General features: G+C 45.6%; 18 protein-coding genes. 12 read left to right on the forward strand and 6 right to left on the reverse strand.

The genetic code is table 11. The annotated features are described in order from the left end of the window. Positions 1–511 precede the first annotated feature (511 nt). The 11 genes from rpoN (at position 512) to LZ23_RS00870 (ending at position 11,240) form a co-directional block, all read left to right on the forward strand. On the forward strand, positions 512–1,948 hold the full coding sequence (gene rpoN, locus LZ23_RS00810) for an RNA polymerase factor sigma-54 (protein ID WP_045210712.1): 1,437 nt from the start codon (positions 512–514) through the stop codon (positions 1,946–1,948). Between the two features lie 700 nt (positions 1,949–2,648). Then, positions 2,649–3,194 carry a ribosome hibernation-promoting factor, HPF/YfiA family gene (hpf, locus tag LZ23_RS00820; protein ID WP_045210715.1) on the forward strand — a complete coding sequence of 182 codons (546 nt, stop codon included), beginning with the start codon at positions 2,649–2,651 and terminating at the stop codon, positions 3,192–3,194. 3 nt (positions 3,195–3,197) lie between these two features. Next, a complete protein-coding gene (locus LZ23_RS00825) occupies positions 3,198–3,647 on the forward strand; it encodes a PTS sugar transporter subunit IIA (protein ID WP_045210716.1) in 450 nt (149 codons plus the stop codon). Further along, positions 3,623–4,549, forward strand: coding sequence for an RNase adapter RapZ (rapZ, locus tag LZ23_RS00830; RefSeq protein WP_084590833.1), 927 nt, complete (start codon positions 3,623–3,625; stop codon positions 4,547–4,549). Before LZ23_RS00825 ends, rapZ begins: the two co-directional genes overlap by 25 nt. Positions 4,550–4,589: 40 nt before the next feature. Continuing rightward, positions 4,590–5,012: a PTS sugar transporter subunit IIA gene (locus LZ23_RS00835; protein WP_045210718.1), complete on the forward strand. Its 423-nt coding sequence runs from the start codon at positions 4,590–4,592 to the stop codon at positions 5,010–5,012. 5 nt (positions 5,013–5,017) lie between these two features. Then, complete coding sequence (locus LZ23_RS00840) at positions 5,018–5,482, forward strand: PTS sugar transporter subunit IIB (RefSeq protein WP_045210720.1); 465 nt, start codon at positions 5,018–5,020, stop codon at positions 5,480–5,482. Positions 5,483–5,504: 22 nt separating this feature from the next. Next, a complete protein-coding gene (locus tag LZ23_RS00845; RefSeq protein ID WP_045210721.1) occupies positions 5,505–6,176 on the forward strand; it encodes a PTS sugar transporter subunit IIC in 672 nt (223 codons plus the stop codon). A gap of 99 nt (positions 6,177–6,275) precedes the next feature. After that, positions 6,276–7,112 (forward strand): transposase, encoded by an 837-nt coding sequence (locus LZ23_RS00850; RefSeq protein ID WP_045210723.1) that lies wholly within the window; start codon positions 6,276–6,278, stop codon positions 7,110–7,112. Beyond that, positions 7,105–7,464 carry a hypothetical protein gene (locus LZ23_RS00855; RefSeq protein ID WP_157493062.1) on the forward strand — a complete coding sequence of 120 codons (360 nt, stop codon included), beginning with the start codon at positions 7,105–7,107 and terminating at the stop codon, positions 7,462–7,464. Before LZ23_RS00850 ends, LZ23_RS00855 begins: the two co-directional genes overlap by 8 nt. A 25-nt stretch (positions 7,465–7,489) precedes the next feature. Further along, positions 7,490–10,504, forward strand: coding sequence for a formate dehydrogenase-N subunit alpha (fdnG, locus tag LZ23_RS00865; protein ID WP_084590835.1), 3,015 nt, complete (start codon positions 7,490–7,492; stop codon positions 10,502–10,504). Between the two features lie 13 nt (positions 10,505–10,517). Beyond that, a complete protein-coding gene (locus LZ23_RS00870; RefSeq protein WP_045210728.1) occupies positions 10,518–11,240 on the forward strand; it encodes a 4Fe-4S dicluster domain-containing protein in 723 nt (240 codons plus the stop codon). Positions 11,241–11,333: 93 nt separating this feature from the next. Here the strand turns inward: LZ23_RS00870 and LZ23_RS00875 are convergent, their stop codons facing one another. After that, positions 11,334–12,125, reverse strand: coding sequence for an amidohydrolase family protein (locus LZ23_RS00875; protein ID WP_045210729.1), 792 nt, complete (start codon positions 12,123–12,125; stop codon positions 11,334–11,336). Positions 12,126–12,274: 149 nt separating this feature from the next. On the opposite strand from LZ23_RS00875, the gene LZ23_RS00880 reads away from it, so the two are divergent. Next, positions 12,275–12,589 (forward strand): hypothetical protein, encoded by a 315-nt coding sequence (locus tag LZ23_RS00880; RefSeq protein ID WP_045210730.1) that lies wholly within the window; start codon positions 12,275–12,277, stop codon positions 12,587–12,589. A 27-nt stretch (positions 12,590–12,616) separates the two neighbouring features. On the opposite strand, the gene cbiE is transcribed toward LZ23_RS00880, so the two are convergent. The 5 genes from cbiE to LZ23_RS00905 form a co-directional block, all read right to left on the reverse strand. Next, positions 12,617–13,234, reverse strand: coding sequence for a precorrin-6y C5,15-methyltransferase (decarboxylating) subunit CbiE (gene cbiE, locus LZ23_RS00885; RefSeq protein ID WP_198145868.1), 618 nt, complete (start codon positions 13,232–13,234; stop codon positions 12,617–12,619). A gap of 44 nt (positions 13,235–13,278) precedes the next feature. Next, positions 13,279–14,145, reverse strand: coding sequence for a transglutaminase family protein (locus LZ23_RS00890; RefSeq protein ID WP_045210733.1), 867 nt, complete (start codon positions 14,143–14,145; stop codon positions 13,279–13,281). Further along, positions 14,142–14,924, reverse strand: coding sequence for a proteasome-type protease (locus LZ23_RS00895; protein WP_045210735.1), 783 nt, complete (start codon positions 14,922–14,924; stop codon positions 14,142–14,144). The genes LZ23_RS00890 and LZ23_RS00895 overlap by 4 nt, the downstream gene beginning before the upstream one ends. 379 nt (positions 14,925–15,303) lie before the next feature. Then, complete coding sequence (locus LZ23_RS00900) at positions 15,304–16,278, reverse strand: alpha-E domain-containing protein (RefSeq protein WP_045210737.1); 975 nt, start codon at positions 16,276–16,278, stop codon at positions 15,304–15,306. A gap of 24 nt (positions 16,279–16,302) precedes the next feature. Then, a complete protein-coding gene (locus tag LZ23_RS00905) occupies positions 16,303–17,748 on the reverse strand; it encodes a circularly permuted type 2 ATP-grasp protein (RefSeq protein ID WP_045210739.1) in 1,446 nt (481 codons plus the stop codon). Positions 17,749–17,793 lie beyond the last annotated feature (45 nt).

The raw sequence follows: 17,793 nt of genomic DNA on the forward strand, positions 1-17,793 counted from the left end.
TTAGCGCTTTGGATGTGGCAAGGCTTCCTGCCCGGAGGCATACAGCCCGGTGGGGGGCTGGCTCTTCCAGGACCCACTTGTCCCAAAAATGAGTCATTTTGAGCACAAATTGATGCTCAAGTGGGTCCTGGAGTGCCTGTCCCCTGCTTTCCTTAAAAGCGCTAAACAGATACCCTTTTTATAAGAAAGCAGTGGGCAGGCACCCAGTCCCTGTTTTTTGTTGATATATAAAATCAGACTGTAACTATTCACCATGCTGAGAGGTGAGCCTGCATCCTGATTTGTTTTCTTTTGCTGCAAACTCCCAGCATTAGCCCGTAAGTCAAAACCATTAATTGTTTCAAACAATCCAGAGGTTTTCCCTGTTCATGGTTTTGACTAACGGGCTCAGGGCTGGTCAAACAAACTGCAATGGCCAAAACAAATCAGGATGCAGGCTTTATCTGAAAGTAGAGTAATGTGGTGTGAACAGATACCTAATTATGGATAACAGACTTAACGGAATAATACTATGTCCCTGGAACTGAGACAGAATCTTAAACTGACCCAGCAGCTGGTGATGACTCCCCAACTGCAGCAGGCCATTAAATTGTTGCAGATGTCCAGGCTGGAGCTTCTTGAGGTGGTCCAGCAGGAACTTCTTGAAAATCCGCTTCTTGAAGAGCTGCAGCCTGCCGCTGATGAGGATCGCGAAAGAGAGGCCCGTGACAGAAAAGAAGTAAAAGAAAAGTTGACAGCCGAAGAAAAGGAAATGATCAACAATGCTGACTGGGAAGATTATCTCGGACATTTTTCAAGCACATCAAAACAGGCTGGTTCCAGGGAGTGGGAAGTTCCCGAGGAGATGCAGAGTTTTGAAGCCAGGTATTCTTCCAAGCCATCCTTGGAAGGTCATCTTACCTGGCAGCTTTATCTGCAGAATTTGACTGCAGAAGAAATCAGGATAGGCGAAGAGATTATTGGAAACATCGATTCAAAGGGTTACCTGAAGACCGATACAGCTGAACTGGCCCAGTCGCTGAATCTGACAGAAGACAAGGTTGAATCAGTTTTGAGCAAGGTTCAGAATTTTGACCCTGTGGGCATTGCCTCCAGAACGTTGCGCGAGTGCCTGTTGACTCAACTCAGGGCCCTTAATGAAACAGGACCAATTATAACTGAGCTGGTCACGGAACACCTTGAAGATATTGAAAAAAATCGTTTTGTTCCTCTTCTAAAGAAGTTTAAGATAAGCAAGGACTACCTCAAGGAATGTATAGAAATTTTGCAAAGCCTTGATCCTTACCCGGGGGCAAGCTACGGAAGTGAGGACATTGTCTATGTTAGCCCGGATATCTATGTTTACAAGTATGAAGAGGATTTTGCCATCGTGCTCAATGAAGATGGAATTCCCCCCATTCAACTGAGCACACTTTATCAGGATTCGCTGGAAAAAACCGATAAGAATAAAAAGGATAACGAGTACATTCAGGAAAAAACCCGTTCTGCCATATGGCTGATGAAAAGCCTGCATCAGAGACAACGAACATTGTACAAGGTAATGGAGAGCATCCTCAAGTTTCAAAGAGAGTTTTTTGAACTTGGCGTTGCCAGGCTCAAGCCGCTTATTTTGCGTGAAGTGGCAGAAGATATTAATATGCACGAGTCAACAGTCAGTCGGATTACCACCAATAAATTTGTCTCAACGCCCTTTGGTGTTTTTGAGCTCAAGTTTTTTTTCAACAGCTCTTTAAGCATGGACAGTGGTGGTGTGGTAGGGTCTGAAAGTGTCAAAGCGGCCATAAAAAAGATGGTCGCCGAAGAAGACCCCAAAAAACCTTTAAGTGACGACGTGATTGCCAATGCGTTAAAAGAACAGCTTGAGGTCAATATTGCCAGGAGAACTGTGGCCAAGTACAGGGCTGCATTGAAGATACCTTCGTCCTCCAAAAGAAAAAAATTTTTCTGATCATTTACTGATATATGTGAATTGAGACGGAGTTCACCTTTTTCTAATGCGGGCTTTGCCCGCAACACAAAAAAAGATTTTTGTAACAGTTTAGCCATTTGCATGTGGCACGTGGACTGGCTCTCCCAGCCCTTGTTTTATTAAGTCTGTGTTTTACATCAACAAAAAACAAGGGTTGGGGTGCCTGTCCCCTGCTTTCCTTAGAAAAGGGCTAAACTATTACAGATTTTTTAACCGCCCGTTCGCCCCTGTTGAATGGCTGAGCCTACACTTTGTGTATTCAACTGGGTAAAAAGACTCACTCAAGACGCCCAGTTAAACCCTGCTGCGCAGGAACGCTTTCAGCGATGTTTAACCGGGCAGGCAAAGGGCGCAAAGGAAAAAAAGATGTTTTTTCATTTGCCGGGGAACCCAGTTAAACCCGTCTGCGACGGAGACTACGTCTGCTTAACAAGGCAGGCGGCAAATTAATAGGCAGCCTTTTTGAGAACCGATGCCTGGTTTTTAAAAAAATGTCTTCTTTATTGTCTTTAACTGGACTTTTCAGGCTGAAGGCGGAATATTCAGGAATCTGGACATTCCTGCTCAAGTGGGGCCCGGAGTGCCTGCCCCCTGCCTCCATACAAAAGGCTGAACGATTACCAAATCATAATAACTGATACAACCAATACACAACTTGATATCTCAAAGGAGGATCAGCATGCAGATCAAATTCAACTTCAAAAACTTTGAGCCTTCTGAACATCTCAAAAAGTATGCTCAGGAGAGATATGAAAAGCTTTCAAAATATCTTAATGAAAACGATGCTGCAGAACTTCAGGTTAATCTGGAGGTGGAAAAATTTCGTCACATAGCTGAGGTCATTCTAACTGGCAAGGACATGCATATATCAGCTACAGAAGAAACTGAGGACATGTATTCAACGGTGGATTTAAGTCTGGACAAGGTGGAAGCCCAGCTTAGAAAACAGCGGGAAAAAGTAAAGGACAAAAAGAAAAAAGCCAGGGAAAAACAGGTCAGGATGGACATCATCAATTTCGGGCCTGTTGACAGTGGTAAACGCGAGCCAAGAATTGTGGCCACTGACCATTATGAACCCAAGCCTATGGATCTCGAAGAGGCTGCCATGCAGTTGGAAAGCTTAAATTATGATTTTCTTGTATTTCTCAATGCTGAAACTGAACGTATCAATGTCGTCTATAGAAGAAAGAATGGAGACTTCGGGTTTATTGATCCGGGCATGTAACTTATGAACCTTACTGAGTATTTAGATAAAGACCAGATTATTGCCGACCTGGCTTCAGCAACCAAAACCGAAGTTCTGGCTGAGCTTATCAGCCCCTTAACGGCAGCTTACCCCTTTCTGGATAAGCAGAAGATTTTTGAGGTTTTGCTGTTTCGAGAAAATCTTGGTACCACCGGTATTGGAGATGCAGTAGCCATACCCCATGGAAAGCTTGACAACCTGGACAAAGTGCTTCTTGTGGTGGGCAGAAGTTTGCAAGGGGTTGATTTTGCTTCCCTTGATCACAAGCTGGTCAATATTTTTTTTCTGGTACTTGCTCCGGAGAAAAGTGCAGGCAAGCACCTGAAGATACTTGCCTATATTTCCAGGCTTCTTCAGGATCAGTCTTTTAAGGAGTCATTTATGAGTGCCTCAGACAGGGATGATTTATGGAATCTGATAACCAGACGTTGAGATCTCAGACAGCAGAATCAGCGGGTAGTGGTTGCTACCCGCTGATTATTGTCACAGGGCTTTCCGGTGCAGGCAAAAGTACAGCTCTTAATGTGTTTGAGGATCTGGGTTTTTTTACTGTTGACGGCTTGCCCGTCAGTCTTGTGCCTTCTGTTCTGAACCTTTTTGCCGGTGAGAACCCTAAAAACTATCGTGGTCTGGCCCTGGGCATGGATTTGCGGCAGCCTGATTTTGCTGAGGAATGGATAAAGGTCAGGGAGCGGCTTTCAGGTGTAAATTTATGTACGCAGATAATTTTCCTTGAAGCCTCGGAGGATATTCTGGTGCGCAGATATGCCACCACGAGGCGCCCCCATCCCTTAGAATCAGGCAGTTACGGCCTTGATCAGGCTTTGGAGATGGAAAAGGCAATTCTAAATGCCATTCGCGGTGATGCCCATCTTGTGGTGGATACTTCCGGATTTTCAATTCATGATCTCAGAAGAACTATTCAGGAAAAATGGGAGTACTTTGATCAATCCTTTGCAGGTATGCGCATTCACTTGATTTCTTTTGGATTCAAATACGGGGTACCTTCTGAAGCAGACATGGTCTTTGACCTCAGGTTTTTACCCAATCCCTATTTTGATACTGACCTCCGGCCCTTGTCCGGAAAGGACAAGGTCATAGCCGATTATGTTCTAAGTCAAGGTGCTGGTGCACGATTTATATTGAGAACTACAGACTACCTGTCCTTTCTCGTACCCATGTTTGTGGATGAAGGCCGCTATCGTCTGACCATGGCCTTCGGATGCACCGGAGGACGTCACAGGTCGGTTGCAGTAGTCGAACGGATAGCAGCTTTTTTAAAAGATCAGGGGTACCTGATTTCAACAGAACATCGACACTTTAATCTGGGATGAACGCGACAGTTCAGATAATGGTCTGAACGCAGGGTTATATATGATTGGAATTATTGTTGTTACTCATGGGGATTTCGGCCAGAGTCTCTTGAACGCGGCTTCCATGATCATGGGAGATGATGACAATTGTCATTTTCTGGGAGTGGATGTCACCCGTCCAATGAATGAAATCATTGAAGAGCTCAAGTCCAGGGTGGCTGAGATGGATCAGGGGCAAGGCGTTTTGATTCTGACAGATATGTTTGGTGGGACTCCCACTAACATAAGTCTTTCCCTTTTAAATCCCGGCAGTATTGAAGTCATAACCGGGGTCAACCTGCCAATGCTTTTAAAGGCTCTCGGCGGCAGGACAAAGAAAATTGAAGATCTGGCTCAGGAAATAAAAGGTGCAGGCAAGCAGGGCATTCTCGTTGCAGGAGAAGTGCTGAAACGAAAAATTCCTGACACGCAGAAAAAGGCATAAAATTTATGTTCTGGGTAAGAGTTGATAATCGCCTGATTCATGGTCAGGTTATTGAAACCTGGCTTCCTTTTGCAGGCAGCAAGAACCTGCTGGTTGTCAACGATGAACTGGCCTCGGATGTTATCAGACAGGAAATCATGGGACTGGCTGTGCCAAGTGGCATTGAAATTTTTTTCAGTCCTGTTAATGAGTGTGTAGAGGTGGTGCGTAAAAAGTTTAAAAACAGGCTTTCATCTGTTTTTGTGCTTTTTGCCAGATGTTCCGATGCCAGGCAGGCCTTTGAAAAGGGTCTTGTGTTTGATTCTTTGAATATTGGAAATATCCACTATGGTCCAGGCAAAAAACAGGTGTGTGCACACATTGCTCTCAGTAAGGATGATTGTTCCTGTTTGAATTTTTTTTCCAGAAAAGGCGTGGGCTTAGATTTTCGTTGTGTGCCACATAAGCATATTCAGGTAGATCAATGGTAGATGTTCAGGCAGTCAGCATTCATTGGGTCATCATGGCTGGCAGTTTTTTTTTGCCCTGCTTTCCCTGACCAGGCTCAGTCTGTATCTTGGTTTGCTGGACAGGCCGCTGGTGGCTGGTTTCCTGATTTCCATCCTTACTGGTGATATCTTTCCGGCCATGTACATCGCTGTTTTTTTCGAGCTCCTCTGGCTGGACAGAATTCCAACCGGCACTTTTATCCCTCCCAACTCCCTGTTTTGTACTGTCTCAACTATCCTCATGGTTCAAACCTTTGGTCTTAGCCACACTTCACAGATTTTTCCCATCATGGTCATTACTATTCCTGTAGCATATTTTTGTTCATGGTTGGAAAGCGCGCATAGAATAACCCAGAATAGAAACTATAATATCATTTTGCAGCAGAGCAGGAAAACTGCGGCACGCTATAAGCCTGGCATCATGATCGGCAAGGCTCTGCTTCAAATGTTCTGCCTTTATCTTTTGGTCGGCATCACAGGCATGTACGTAATGTTCCTGATTATTGACAGAGGGATCGCACTTTTACCCATGGATGAAGCTCTGGCCTGGCCACACCTGATACTTCTGGCAGCTATCAGCGCTCTTGCTGCCTTGCGGGTAAAAAAAGCCTATATTTCACTGGTAATTGTCATTACGGGAGTTACGACCTGGTTTTTCTGGCAGACTATGGTATAGTCTGGGACATATATCTGCATGCAAAGAACAAAATATTACTGATGAACAGATGATTAGTCCGCCCAACTCAAGATCTGACACTGGAACATGTATTGATGCATGAAGCTAAATACCTATGAACATTTAATAAAATCGCATAATTCAGCAAAAAAATTTTTGTTGAAATTTTGCTGGAAAAACCACCAGAGATATTGCCCCAGATGCTCCTGTCGAAAGGTTTACAGTTTGGAGTCTGGCAGACGACGCTGTTCCAAGTGCGGATACACTTTTCACGACTTCAGTCGCAGATTTTTGAATTTTGCCAGGCTCTCCCCAAGACAATGGCTCAGATTTATCAAGCTGTTTGAGCTTGAAGTGGATCCTGAGATGATGTCTTCTCAGCTGAACTTGAGCTATAACTCCATCCGCAAAACACTCAATATCTCACGACTTTCTCTTCTCGCAGGATCCTTGGATGGTCCGCTCATCATCCGTAACTTTAATCTTGTGTCCCTTCTTCGCGGAGAGTCCTCTCCAGCCATCCCTTCTCCGGTTCTGGGTATCCTGCCCCTGCAGGACAAGGTATATATAGATTTTCTCTGGGATATCGATCTTGAGACACTGCTGCATTTCAAGCTGAACTTTCACTTGCAGACAAGGCATATGGGGCGCATTGTCTATACTGCTCCCTACAAGAAGTATTTAAGCTTGGTAGCCTGGGATGACGGGTTGATGGCAAGGCATAAAAAAGGGAAACTATCGGACAAGCTACCCATTGAAACAGACCGATGGTTCTGGGCCTATTCCAAGCCCAAGCTTGAAAGGTTCAGGACGGTCAACCCCTTGAGGTTTCTGCTTTACCTGAAAGAGCTTGAGTTCAGATTCAATCATCGCACTCTGGATATGTTTCCTGTGCTGTGTGCCCATCTATGTGAGTTTGTGCCAGATCTTGAATAAAAAAAATATTTTGACATTTCCCCCCAGCTCACTCATCAGTTACAATAAGAGACAGGCAGGAAGGCTTGAAGGCAAGTTTTCCGTTATATTGCCTCAAGGTATTTTAAACGTTGAACATGGCCTGGTCTGGTTTTGTAAAACCATCACCCAAACGCATAAGGTTATTACTATGCACAACCCATTACTGCCTTTTTTCGGACTTGGCTTTGATATGACCCCGGCAGTTCTGACCGCTGGGCAGATAAGTCTGGTTCGAGTAGCCGTCGAGAACAAGGCACACTTAGAAATGGAGTTTTCCCCCTGGGGTTTTGATCTGCTCATGCACCTCAGCAGGGAAACCAACGGAACTTAATTTTTATCAACTTGCAGGAGGAAGTATGAAATTAGGCCGAAGAGAATTCATCCAACTGTCGGCTACAGCCACTGCTGTAACCGCATTTGGCGGACTGGGCTTCAATCTTAAGCCCATGGAAGCCGAAGCTCAATTGCTGCCCATAAGCTGGGCCAAGGAAAGCACCACCATCTGCTGCTACTGTTCAGTGGGTTGTGGGCTTATAGTACACACCGCAAAAGAAGGTCCAGGACGCATCATCAATACAGAAGGTGACCCGGACCATCCCATCAATGAAGGCACGCTCTGCGCCAAAGGTGCATCAGTTTATCAATTGGCAGAAAATGACCAGCGCGTAACCACAGTCCTTTACAGAGCTCCCAAAAGCGCTAAATGGGAAGAAAAATCCTGGGACTGGGCTCTTGACCGCATTGCCAGAAAAATCAAAGACACCCGCGACCAGACTTTTACTGAGAAAAATGATCAGGGCCAGGAAGTTAATCGCTGTAACGGCATCGCTTCAGCTGGATCTGCAGCCTTGGATAACGAAGAATTGTGGCCATACCAGGCCATGCTCAGATCTCTTGGTCTAATTTATATTGAGCACCAGGCGCGGATTTGACACAGCGCAACAGTTGCGGCTCTGGCAGAGTCGTTCGGACGCGGTGCAATGACCAATCACTGGATTGACTTAAAAAACAGTGACTGTATTTTAATGATGGGCAGTAATCCTGCTGAAAATCATCCTGTATCTTTCAAGTGGGTGCTCAAGGCCAAAGACAAGGGTGCAAAGCTGATCCATGTGGATCCAAGGTATACCAGGACTACAACTCAGTCACATCTGTATGTACCTCTAAGATCAGGCTCCGACCTGGCCTTCTTGGGGGGCATGGTTAAGTATATCTTAGATAATGATCACTACTTCAAAGATTATGTTGTCAATTATACTAACGCATCTTTTCTTGTAGGCCGAAAATTCAGCTTTAATGATGGACTGTTTTCAGGTTTTGATCCCAGAACATCTACTTACGACAAGTCATACTGGGCTTTTGACACCGACAGCAAGGGTGTGCCAAAAAGAGACAACTCTCTTAAAAATGAGCGATGTGTTTTTAATCTTCTGAAAAAACATTTTGAGCGTTATGATCTGGAGACTGTCTCCCAGGTAACAGGCACTTCAAAAGAAGAACTGCTTAGCGTGTATCAGGCCTATACTGAAACCAGACAGCCTGACAAGGCCGGAACCATCATGTACGCCATGGGCTGGACCCAGCATACTACAGGCGTGCAGATTATCAGGACCATGAGTATTGTGCAGCTTCTGCTGGGCAACATGGGCGTAGCTGGAGGCGGGGTCAATGCCTTGCGCGGTGAGTCCAATGTACAGGGCTCTACAGATCAGGCCCTGCTGTATCATATCATCCCAGGCTATAATCCTGCTCCCCGGGCAAATATGCCCACTCTAAGCGATTACAACAAGGCGACCACACCTCAAAGCAATGATCCCAAAAGTGCCAATTGGTGGCAGAACAGGCCTAAATACATAGCCAGCCTGCTCAAGGCCATGTATCCAGAGACTGATCTTGCTCAGGCGTACAGATTCATGCCCAAACTGGATGTTGGTCAGGACGCATCATTTCTGGTGATGTTTGATGAAATGCTTAAGGGTAACCTTAAAGGCTTTCTGTGCTGGGGCCAGAATCTTGCCGGATGCTTGTCTGATTCCAATAAAAACCGGGAAGCCATGACCAAGCTGGACTGGATGGTTGTTGTCAATATATTCCACAATGAAACATCATCATTCTGGAAAGGACCAGGTATGAACCCTGAGGAAATTGACACTGAAGTCTTTTTCCTGCCGTGTGCTGTATTTATGGAAAAGGAAGGTTCCATTACCAATTCAGGACGCTGGATGCAATGGAGATATGAAGCTGCAAAACCGCTGGGCAACACTTGGCATGATGGAGATATCATGTATGCCCTGGCGGAAAGGCTGAAAACTTTGTACCGCAGGGATGGAGGCCAGTATCCGGAACCACTGTTAAGTCTTAATACCAAACAATGGGTTGATGACACCGGACACTTTGATCCACATAAAGTTGCCAAGCTCATCAATGGTTACTTTCTGAAGGATACCACCATAGGCAATACTGTATACAAAGCAGGTACTCAGGTGCCAAGTTTTGCCATGCTGCAGGACGATGGGTCCACCTGTTCCGGCAACTGGATATACTGCGGTTCCTATACAGAGCAGGGCAATATGGCTGCCAGACGCGATAAAACACAGACAGACATGCAGGCTAACATTGGACTGTTTCCCAATTGGTCATGGGCCTGGCCTGTTAATCGAAGAATCATTTATAACCGTGCATCGTGTGACCCAACTGGTAAGCCCTATGCTCCTGAGAAAGCAGTTGTATCCTGGGATGGTTCAGCGTGGCAGGGTGATGTCCCTGACGGTGGATGGAAACCAGGTGAAAAACATCCTTTTATCATGCGCCCTCAAGGACTTGGGCAGATATTCGGACCCGGCCTTAATGATGGTCCTTTTCCGGAATATTATGAGCCGCTGGAATGTCCTTTTGAAGAGCATCCTTTTTCCAGTGTGCTGCATAATCCCACTGCGCTTACTTTTGAGATGGATAAAATTGCAAGTTGCGATCCGAGATATCCATTTGTCTGCTCAACATACCGGGTAACAGAACACTGGCAGACTGGATTGATGACCCGCTGGACACCCTGGCTGCTTGAGGCTGAGCCGCAGAACTTTGTAGAGTTGAGTCCGGAACTGGCAGTGCTGCGGGGTATTGAAAACGGTGATATGTGTATTGTGGAAACTGTACGTGGCCAGATAGAGGCTGTGGCCATAGTCACAAAAAGGGTTAAACCCTTCCAGGTAATGGGACAGACCATTCATCAGATAGGAGTGCCTTTTCATTATGGATGGGTGCATCCAAAGTACGGAGGTGACTCAGCCAACCTGCTTACACCTTCTGTTGGTGATCCCAATACCAGTATTCCCCAGACCAAGGCCTTCATGGCAAATGTGCGAAAAAAGTAAGGAGGAGTGAAACATGGATGGAAAAGGATTTTTTATAGATCTTACGAAATGCACAGCCTGCCGTGGATGTCAGGTTGCATGCAAGCAGTGGCATAAGCTGCCGGCTGAGGAAACCCGCAACTGGGGCTCACACCAGAATCCCAGAGATCTGTCCTTCATAACCTATAAGCTGGTATTCATGAAGGAAATCGAAGAAAACGATAAACTGAAAAACTGGCTGTTTTTTCCTGACCAGTGCAGGCATTGCCTTAGCCCTCCATGTAAAATGGTGGGTGACATGGATGATGAAAAGGCTATTTTGGAAGACTGGAATACAGGGGCAATTCTGTTTACTCAGCGTACTCAGAATCTATTCTTTGACGAGATTCGCAACTCATGTCCTTATGATATTCCCAGGGAAAATGAAGAAAGCCTGATTATGTCCAAGTGCGATATGTGCAATGACCGTGTGATGAATGGATTAGTACCTGCCTGTGTTAAGAGTTGTCCTACCGGCACCATGAACTTTGGTGACCTTGACGACATGAAAGAGCTGGCAGAAGAAAGGCTGGCAGAGGTTAAAAAGGTTTACCCCAATGCAGTGCTGGGCGACCCCAATGCAGTGCGAGTGATTTACCTCTTCCACGAACAGCCAAGGCAGTTTCATCCCAGGGCTGTGGCAGACGCCGGGCCAAGACGCTATACCCGTAAGCAGGCATTGGCCAGATTGTTCAGGCCTGCAGGTAGAGTGAGCTAACTGACTGACCCTCCTCCCGGTCCGGAATGAGTATATCAATTCCGGGCAGGTTCTCCACTTCCGGAAGCGCTGGGTGGCGCTTCCGGAGTGGAGTTAAAATTTTTCTAAAATTCTCGCCCCGTTGCTGAGCACGGTCTCAAGTTCTTTTGAAGACAGGCAGGCCTTAGTGTTGAGCAGTTCTATTTCCTTTCCGGGATCAAAAAGCGGATAATCACTTCCAAAAAGTATCCTTTCCAAAGAATGTTTTTTAAGTATTTTCATTAGCAACTCTCGAGAGATGAAAGGCAGACTGCTGGAAGTATCTAAGAATACATCAGTTCCTGCTAAAAAGTGCAAGGCATGATCCCAATGCAGATATCCGCCAAGATGAGCGGCAACTATTACCAGGTCAGGAAAGTTTTTTCGGATGACAGCAAGTTTTCCTGGGCTGGATGGATTTTGATCCGGAGGAAGTCTGTCTCCCACATGAAACATAAGAATGAATCTGTTTCCGACAGCTTCGAATATAGGACTCAATAAAGGATCAGCAAGATCATAGCCTTGGAAGTCAGGATGAAATTTAAGGCCGATAATGCTGTTTTGCTCTAAGCGCTCCAATTCATTTTCCCAGTCTTTGAATCCAGGGTGAAGAGTACCAAAAGCTTGCAGCTGAGTGTAGGTTTTATTCAGGTGCATGGACCAGTTGTTGGCTGGGATGACCTGGTCAGGAGTTGTTGCGGCAGTAAGAACAACAGCCCTTTTAATCCCGGACATATCTAAACGCATCAGCAGATCATCAGTAAGTCCTGTGCCAACGGGCTGAATTCCATAGTGCAGTTGGAGATGGTCCAGCACCTTGTCAGCGATTTTGGGATGAAAAATATGAGTATGAAAATCTGTATACATATACGGGACTTCACCAAGTTTAAATTTATTATCACATTTTCTGCTGTCAGTAGCATACAGTTCGCACAGAGTGCAAGGCTGGTTCAGTTATCCTGATACAAAGTTCCAGCCAGCTTGACATAGTTGTAAAGTTTAGTATGCTATAAGATATGATTTCCAAAAGCAATATTATTCCTGCTGTGCTGGAACGGCTCGCAAGTATGCCCGTTGGGCACTACTTAGACGTACGAACCTACAAACGCAACCGATATGTATTTTTTGTCAAAAAAGATGAGGATAGCTATCTAATTATTGAAAACGGCTTTTTTCACGAACGGTTTGACAATGTACCTTTCAAGAAAATTAAGAAATTATTCAAAACTTTGCTGAAAAAAGAATTTCCCCGCAGCACCAAGGTAAGGGTATACAATATGGGAGAATATCACGAAGAAGCGGCGGAGAATATCGAGCGTAAGGTGCTCTAAGCCAGGTGAGCTATTATTAGTGTCCTGCTACTTCACTACCAGCAGAGCAGCGCTTGAGATATTCTGATGAAAGTCTTCAGTACAGCGAAGCTCATGGATTTCTTCACTTTCCATTCCCAGATTCTGCAGAAGATACACCTTTTTTTTGCGCATTGTCATTTCCAGTAATGGAGCGAGTTCACTTAGATTATTTCCCAGCATAATAAATAGTGGATTATTGCTGTTGATTTTTGAGGCAATTGTGGAAACAGGCCTGCCATGAACACTTAAGACCTGCGATCTACTCCAGTCTAAGCAAAGCCTGGCCGCTGCCAGCTGAACTGAGCTGATGCCTGGAATGACCCTGCATCTTTCCGGACCAAGTCGTTCTGTAATTATCCTGCTCAAGCTGAAGCATCCGGGGTCTCCACTGACCAGGACGGTTGTACGTTTTTTATTGTGAAGCTGCTGTTCAATGTCCTTCAGGGTGTCAGCAATGTTTTGGGCCGGGTAAATGACCTGTCCGTTAATTTCAGCAAACAGACGGACCAGCCTGGGAGGTCCAATAACTACTTCTGCCATGCGGACTTCCTGTTGGGCCTGATAAGTAAGATATTCTTCAGAACCAGGTCCACATCCGACAATGACTACTTTTTTCTGCTGCAAACTCTCACACAAATTTGTTTTAAAAAAAACTTCGGCCTGAGATTTCAATTACTGTCAAAGCTCCTCATAACCACCTCATGGGTCATGGTGGATGTTGCGCCAGTGCCCCGGATATTTCCGCTAACCGGCATAGTTTGTTCAGGCCATGGTGAAGCTGCCAGAGCAATGTGCCGGTCTGCCACAGCCAGGCCGTAAGTTGGGTCGTATCCTCGCCAGCCAATGGCAGGCAGGTAAACCTCTGCCCAGGCATGGAGTTCTGCCTGAGGCAGGTCAGGGTCACCTTCCTGGTATCCGCTGACAAATCTGGCCGGGATTCCGGCACTGCGACATATTTCAATAAACAAAACCGATAAGTCTCTGCATGAGCCTGTTCTGGAGTTCAAAAGTGTGCAGGGAGCAATAATACCGGGAGCTTGCCTTTCCTCTCTTTGAAACTCGGAGAATATCCAGGAATTGAGGTTGAGCAGGAACTCAGCAACACTCTCCCGGCTATCTTCAATAAATTGTCTGCTTAGCTTCTGCAGTTCATTTAAGTGATCAACGTGGTCTGGATACAAGGTTTGCAAACATGACTTGAGGTCAAGTTTTTCTAATGGGCTAAGCTGAACAGGTATGGTTCTGGCATTTACTGGAAGAAAATAGTCAAAAGGATTTTGCCGCTGGGTCTTAACCCGGCAAATGGAAACTATCTTCAAAGAGTGATGCAGATCATTGAACCATACTTGAGCATATGAGTTTCCCCACAGATCAAGAGCTTTGGACATGCCGGCAGGTTCAGGGTTAATCTTAAGCCTGTGTTCCAGAATACTCTGGGCTGGATCAGAGCGGGGAAAAAGCCTCAAGGTGTGAGGTTCAAGGAAAACATTTTTGGAATATTGATAAAAGGTGGTATGGTTAACAGTAAATATCAAATGACTCTGCCTTGATTTTTGGCTTGCAGGATTTGTGATTTTTGTACTTTTGTCAGCTTTGCGGCAATGTTATCAATCCATTCTGAAGGTAGTTCATGAACAAGTGAGCGCAGTTTTTCCTGCCACCAGGTGGATATTTCAGCAAGGTCTGATTTTTCAAAGCGATGCTCCACAAGCTGGTTGCTGTCCTTATAGTATAAAACAACATCTACAGGAAAATCTACGTCAGAAGCACTGATACGTGTGGAATCAAATGCCAGACATCCAACTTTCAGTGCAAAACCGATATTGTCAGTGAACTTAAGAGTTCGATCCAGCACAGGTTTGCCGTATCCGCTTTCGCCAATTATATGAAAAGGAGTGCCATGGGTAATAATGACCCAGTTGCCTTCAGGGTATATTAGATACAGCTGATGTTCAGCATCGTTTTTGAGTTGTCCTCCTATGAGGACATGGATGTTGAAGTTCAGGCCGCTACGCTCCAGGTACTCCCGGTCTTCCCCGGCCACCTTTCTGATCTGCTCCGACACAGCATTAGCTGCCTTGTACATTCGGTCATAGGGCTCGTCAGCCATGGAAATGGCCTCATCAAGATAGGTCATCACCTTGTCCCGGACAGACCTCAGACCTGAAGTCATCATAAAGAATGCACCGTAGCCGTTCTCAAAGCTGTAACAGGAAACTTTTGGGGCTGTAGTCAGCTCGTTTCCGGACATGATCCTGGTATCTGCAATTCCGACCAGTCCGTCGCTGACAGTAATTCCGAGGCAAAAGGTCATGGTGATTTCTCCATTTAAGTAAGCTTCTAATAACTAAAGCCAAATTAGTAATAAATTCAAAGCATTATGATTGTACCATACAGATTGCTTCGGTCGCTTAGGCTCACTTGTGGGTGATGGGTGACAGGTTTTCAGCAACCACTTCCCTGACATCTCAGGTGTCATTGCGAGCGAGTCTTCGAGCGCGGCAATCTCTAACGTGCTAAGGCTGATTTTTAGTTACTCACAAGTTCGGTCCCGGGCCGCCCGGGGGAGGAGCTTCTAACTAAAATAATGTGTCGCTGAAGTGTTACAAAAGAATATATTGACTTTTCAGCAACGCGTAATGCTTCCTCAGGCCACCGGTGCTGGAAATCAGTATTTTTTGGGGTTTAACAGGTTATTGCTGCTGGTTAGTCTCAATGGCTGGCAGCCTTGAAAAAAAAGTTTCAAAAATTGCCTTGCCAAGTACGTTGAGCCTCATTTGCAGATCATCAATAAACTCATGCAGACCCTGTTCGAATATTTCATCAATGGTATGGTAGGAAAGCCCGGCACATATCTGACCAAGTTGCAGTTCGGCAGGGTTAGTGAAGTAACCAATGCGGGTACCGGTGATATCATGAAGGCAGTGCTGGGCTTCTGTCAGGCAGTACAGGACGGAGCGGGGAAATTCGTGGTCCAGAATCATAAACTCAGCTACCTTTTCTGGCAAGATCCGGCCATGCGTATGGCGAAACGCCTGAAATCCGCCGATGGCCTTGAGCAGGGCCGTCCATTGGACAGTATCTAATGTTGTTCCCACATGGTTGATGGTGGGCAGCAGCATGAAATACTTTACATCAAGTATTCTGGATGTTTTGTCTGCCCGCTCTAACAGTCTGCCCATACGAAAAAAGCGCCATGCTTCATCATGGCCCATTATGTCCGAGGCTATGCCTCCAATGGTCAGGTTGCGCCATTTGACTTCGGCACAAAAAGTGTCAGGCTGCTTAAGGATCAGCTTGGGATCTCTACAGGCATCCTGAACATAATGATAGAAAACATTAATTGCTTCCCACATTTCTGTGGGAATAATATCCCTGATGCACATTGCGTTATGTCTGGCCATTCTGAGGCAGGAGAGGATTGAGTTGGGATTATTATCATCTGCAGTCAGAAAGTAGATGACATTTTCCTTGTTTTCATCAGCATACCTGGTTTCGAAAAAGTTTTTATCTCCAGTAGTGATGACCAGTGGTTTCCATTGTTCTCCGTATTGACCAGGTACATCAAGAGTCATATGCCAGTTGACGTCCAGAAATCTTGCGATATTTCCTGTTCTTTCAAGGTATCTGCTCATCCAGAACACAGCATCAGCATCAGTGCTTAACATAAAGACTTGTCCTTTTTTGGAAAATTATTGACTTAAAACCCATGTATCTTTGCTCCCGCCACCCTGGGATGAGTTGACAACGAGAGATCCTTTTTTCAGGGCTACTCTGGTCAAGCCGCCCGGAATAACCTCAATATCCTGCCCATAAAGAACATAGGGCCTGAAATCTACATGTCTGCCCTCGAAATGGTCTTCAACAATCACCGGACACCGAGACAGGGATATGGTGGGCTGGGCAATGTAATTACGCGGATCAGAGCGGATTTTGGAGGCAAATTCCTGCTGTTCCTTTTTTGTGGAGGCCGGGCCGACTAACATGCCATACCCTCCGGATTCGTTGGCAGCTTTGACTACCAGCTTGTCTAAATTTTCAAGAACATGATCAAGCTGGCTTTTTTCTCTGCAGATATAGGTTGGTATATTGGGAATTATGGGGTCTTCACCAAGGTAATATTTTATGATGTCCGGAACATAGGCATACACTGCCTTATCGTCAGCTACACCTGTACCCGGAGCGTTAGCCAGTGCCACATTGCCCTTTTTGTACACTTCCATAATCCCTGGCACGCCAAGCAGGGAATCCTTGCGAAAAACTTTTGGGTCTAGAAAGTCTTCACCAATACGCCGATAAATTACATCTACTCTGATGAGTCCCTTAGTGGTGCGCATATAAACCAGGCCATCATTCACTACAAGGTCTTTGCCTTCAACCAGTGTTGCTCCTGTCTGCTGAGCCAGGTATGAGTGTTCGTAATAGGCAGAGTTGAATACCCCTGGTGTAAGTAAAACAACATTGGGTGCAGGATTTGCCTGTGGAGCAATGGCATGGAGCATGTCCAGCAAAAGAGAAGGATAGTTGTCTACTGACTTGACATTTGACTCGCTAAAGGCCTGGGAAAAGGTTTTTTTCAGGATCTGCCGGTTGGCAAGTACATAAGACACCCCGGAAGGCGACCTAAGATTATCTTCCAGAACATGAAACAGGCCGTGCTCATCGCGAACCAGGTCAGTTCCAGTGATGTGCGACCATACGCCACGCGGCGGGTTAAGGCCCATGCATTCGGGAAAATAAGCAGCTGATGAATCAATAATATCAGCAGGAACTGCCTTGTCCCTGATTATTTTCCGGTCATGATAGATATCATCAAGGAAAAGATTCAGAGCATAGATTCTCTGTTTAAGGCCATTTTCCAAGACTTGCCATTCATCGCTTCCAATTACCCTGGGAATAATATCAAAAGGAAATATTTTTTCTGTCCCTTGAGTGTCTCCGTAAACAGCAAAGGTGATGCCGAGGTCAAAAAATGCCTTTTCAGCAGCGGCCTGTCTGGCAAGAATATCCTGTTTAGACAGAGTTGAAAGCTTGTCCAGCAGAAGAGTTGTGCCAGGCCTGGGCTGCCCTGAAGCCTGGAACATTTCGTCGTAAAACGGTCCGATATCATAATCATCAATATTAAAACTGGAACTCATAAAAATCCTTGGCTAAAAGTTATATTCTCGGGAACTCTCCAGATA

It is taken from the genome of Desulfonatronovibrio magnus (assembly GCF_000934755.1).
In the GTDB taxonomy this organism is placed as follows: Bacteria; Desulfobacterota; Desulfovibrionia; order Desulfovibrionales; family Desulfonatronovibrionaceae; genus Desulfonatronovibrio; species Desulfonatronovibrio magnus.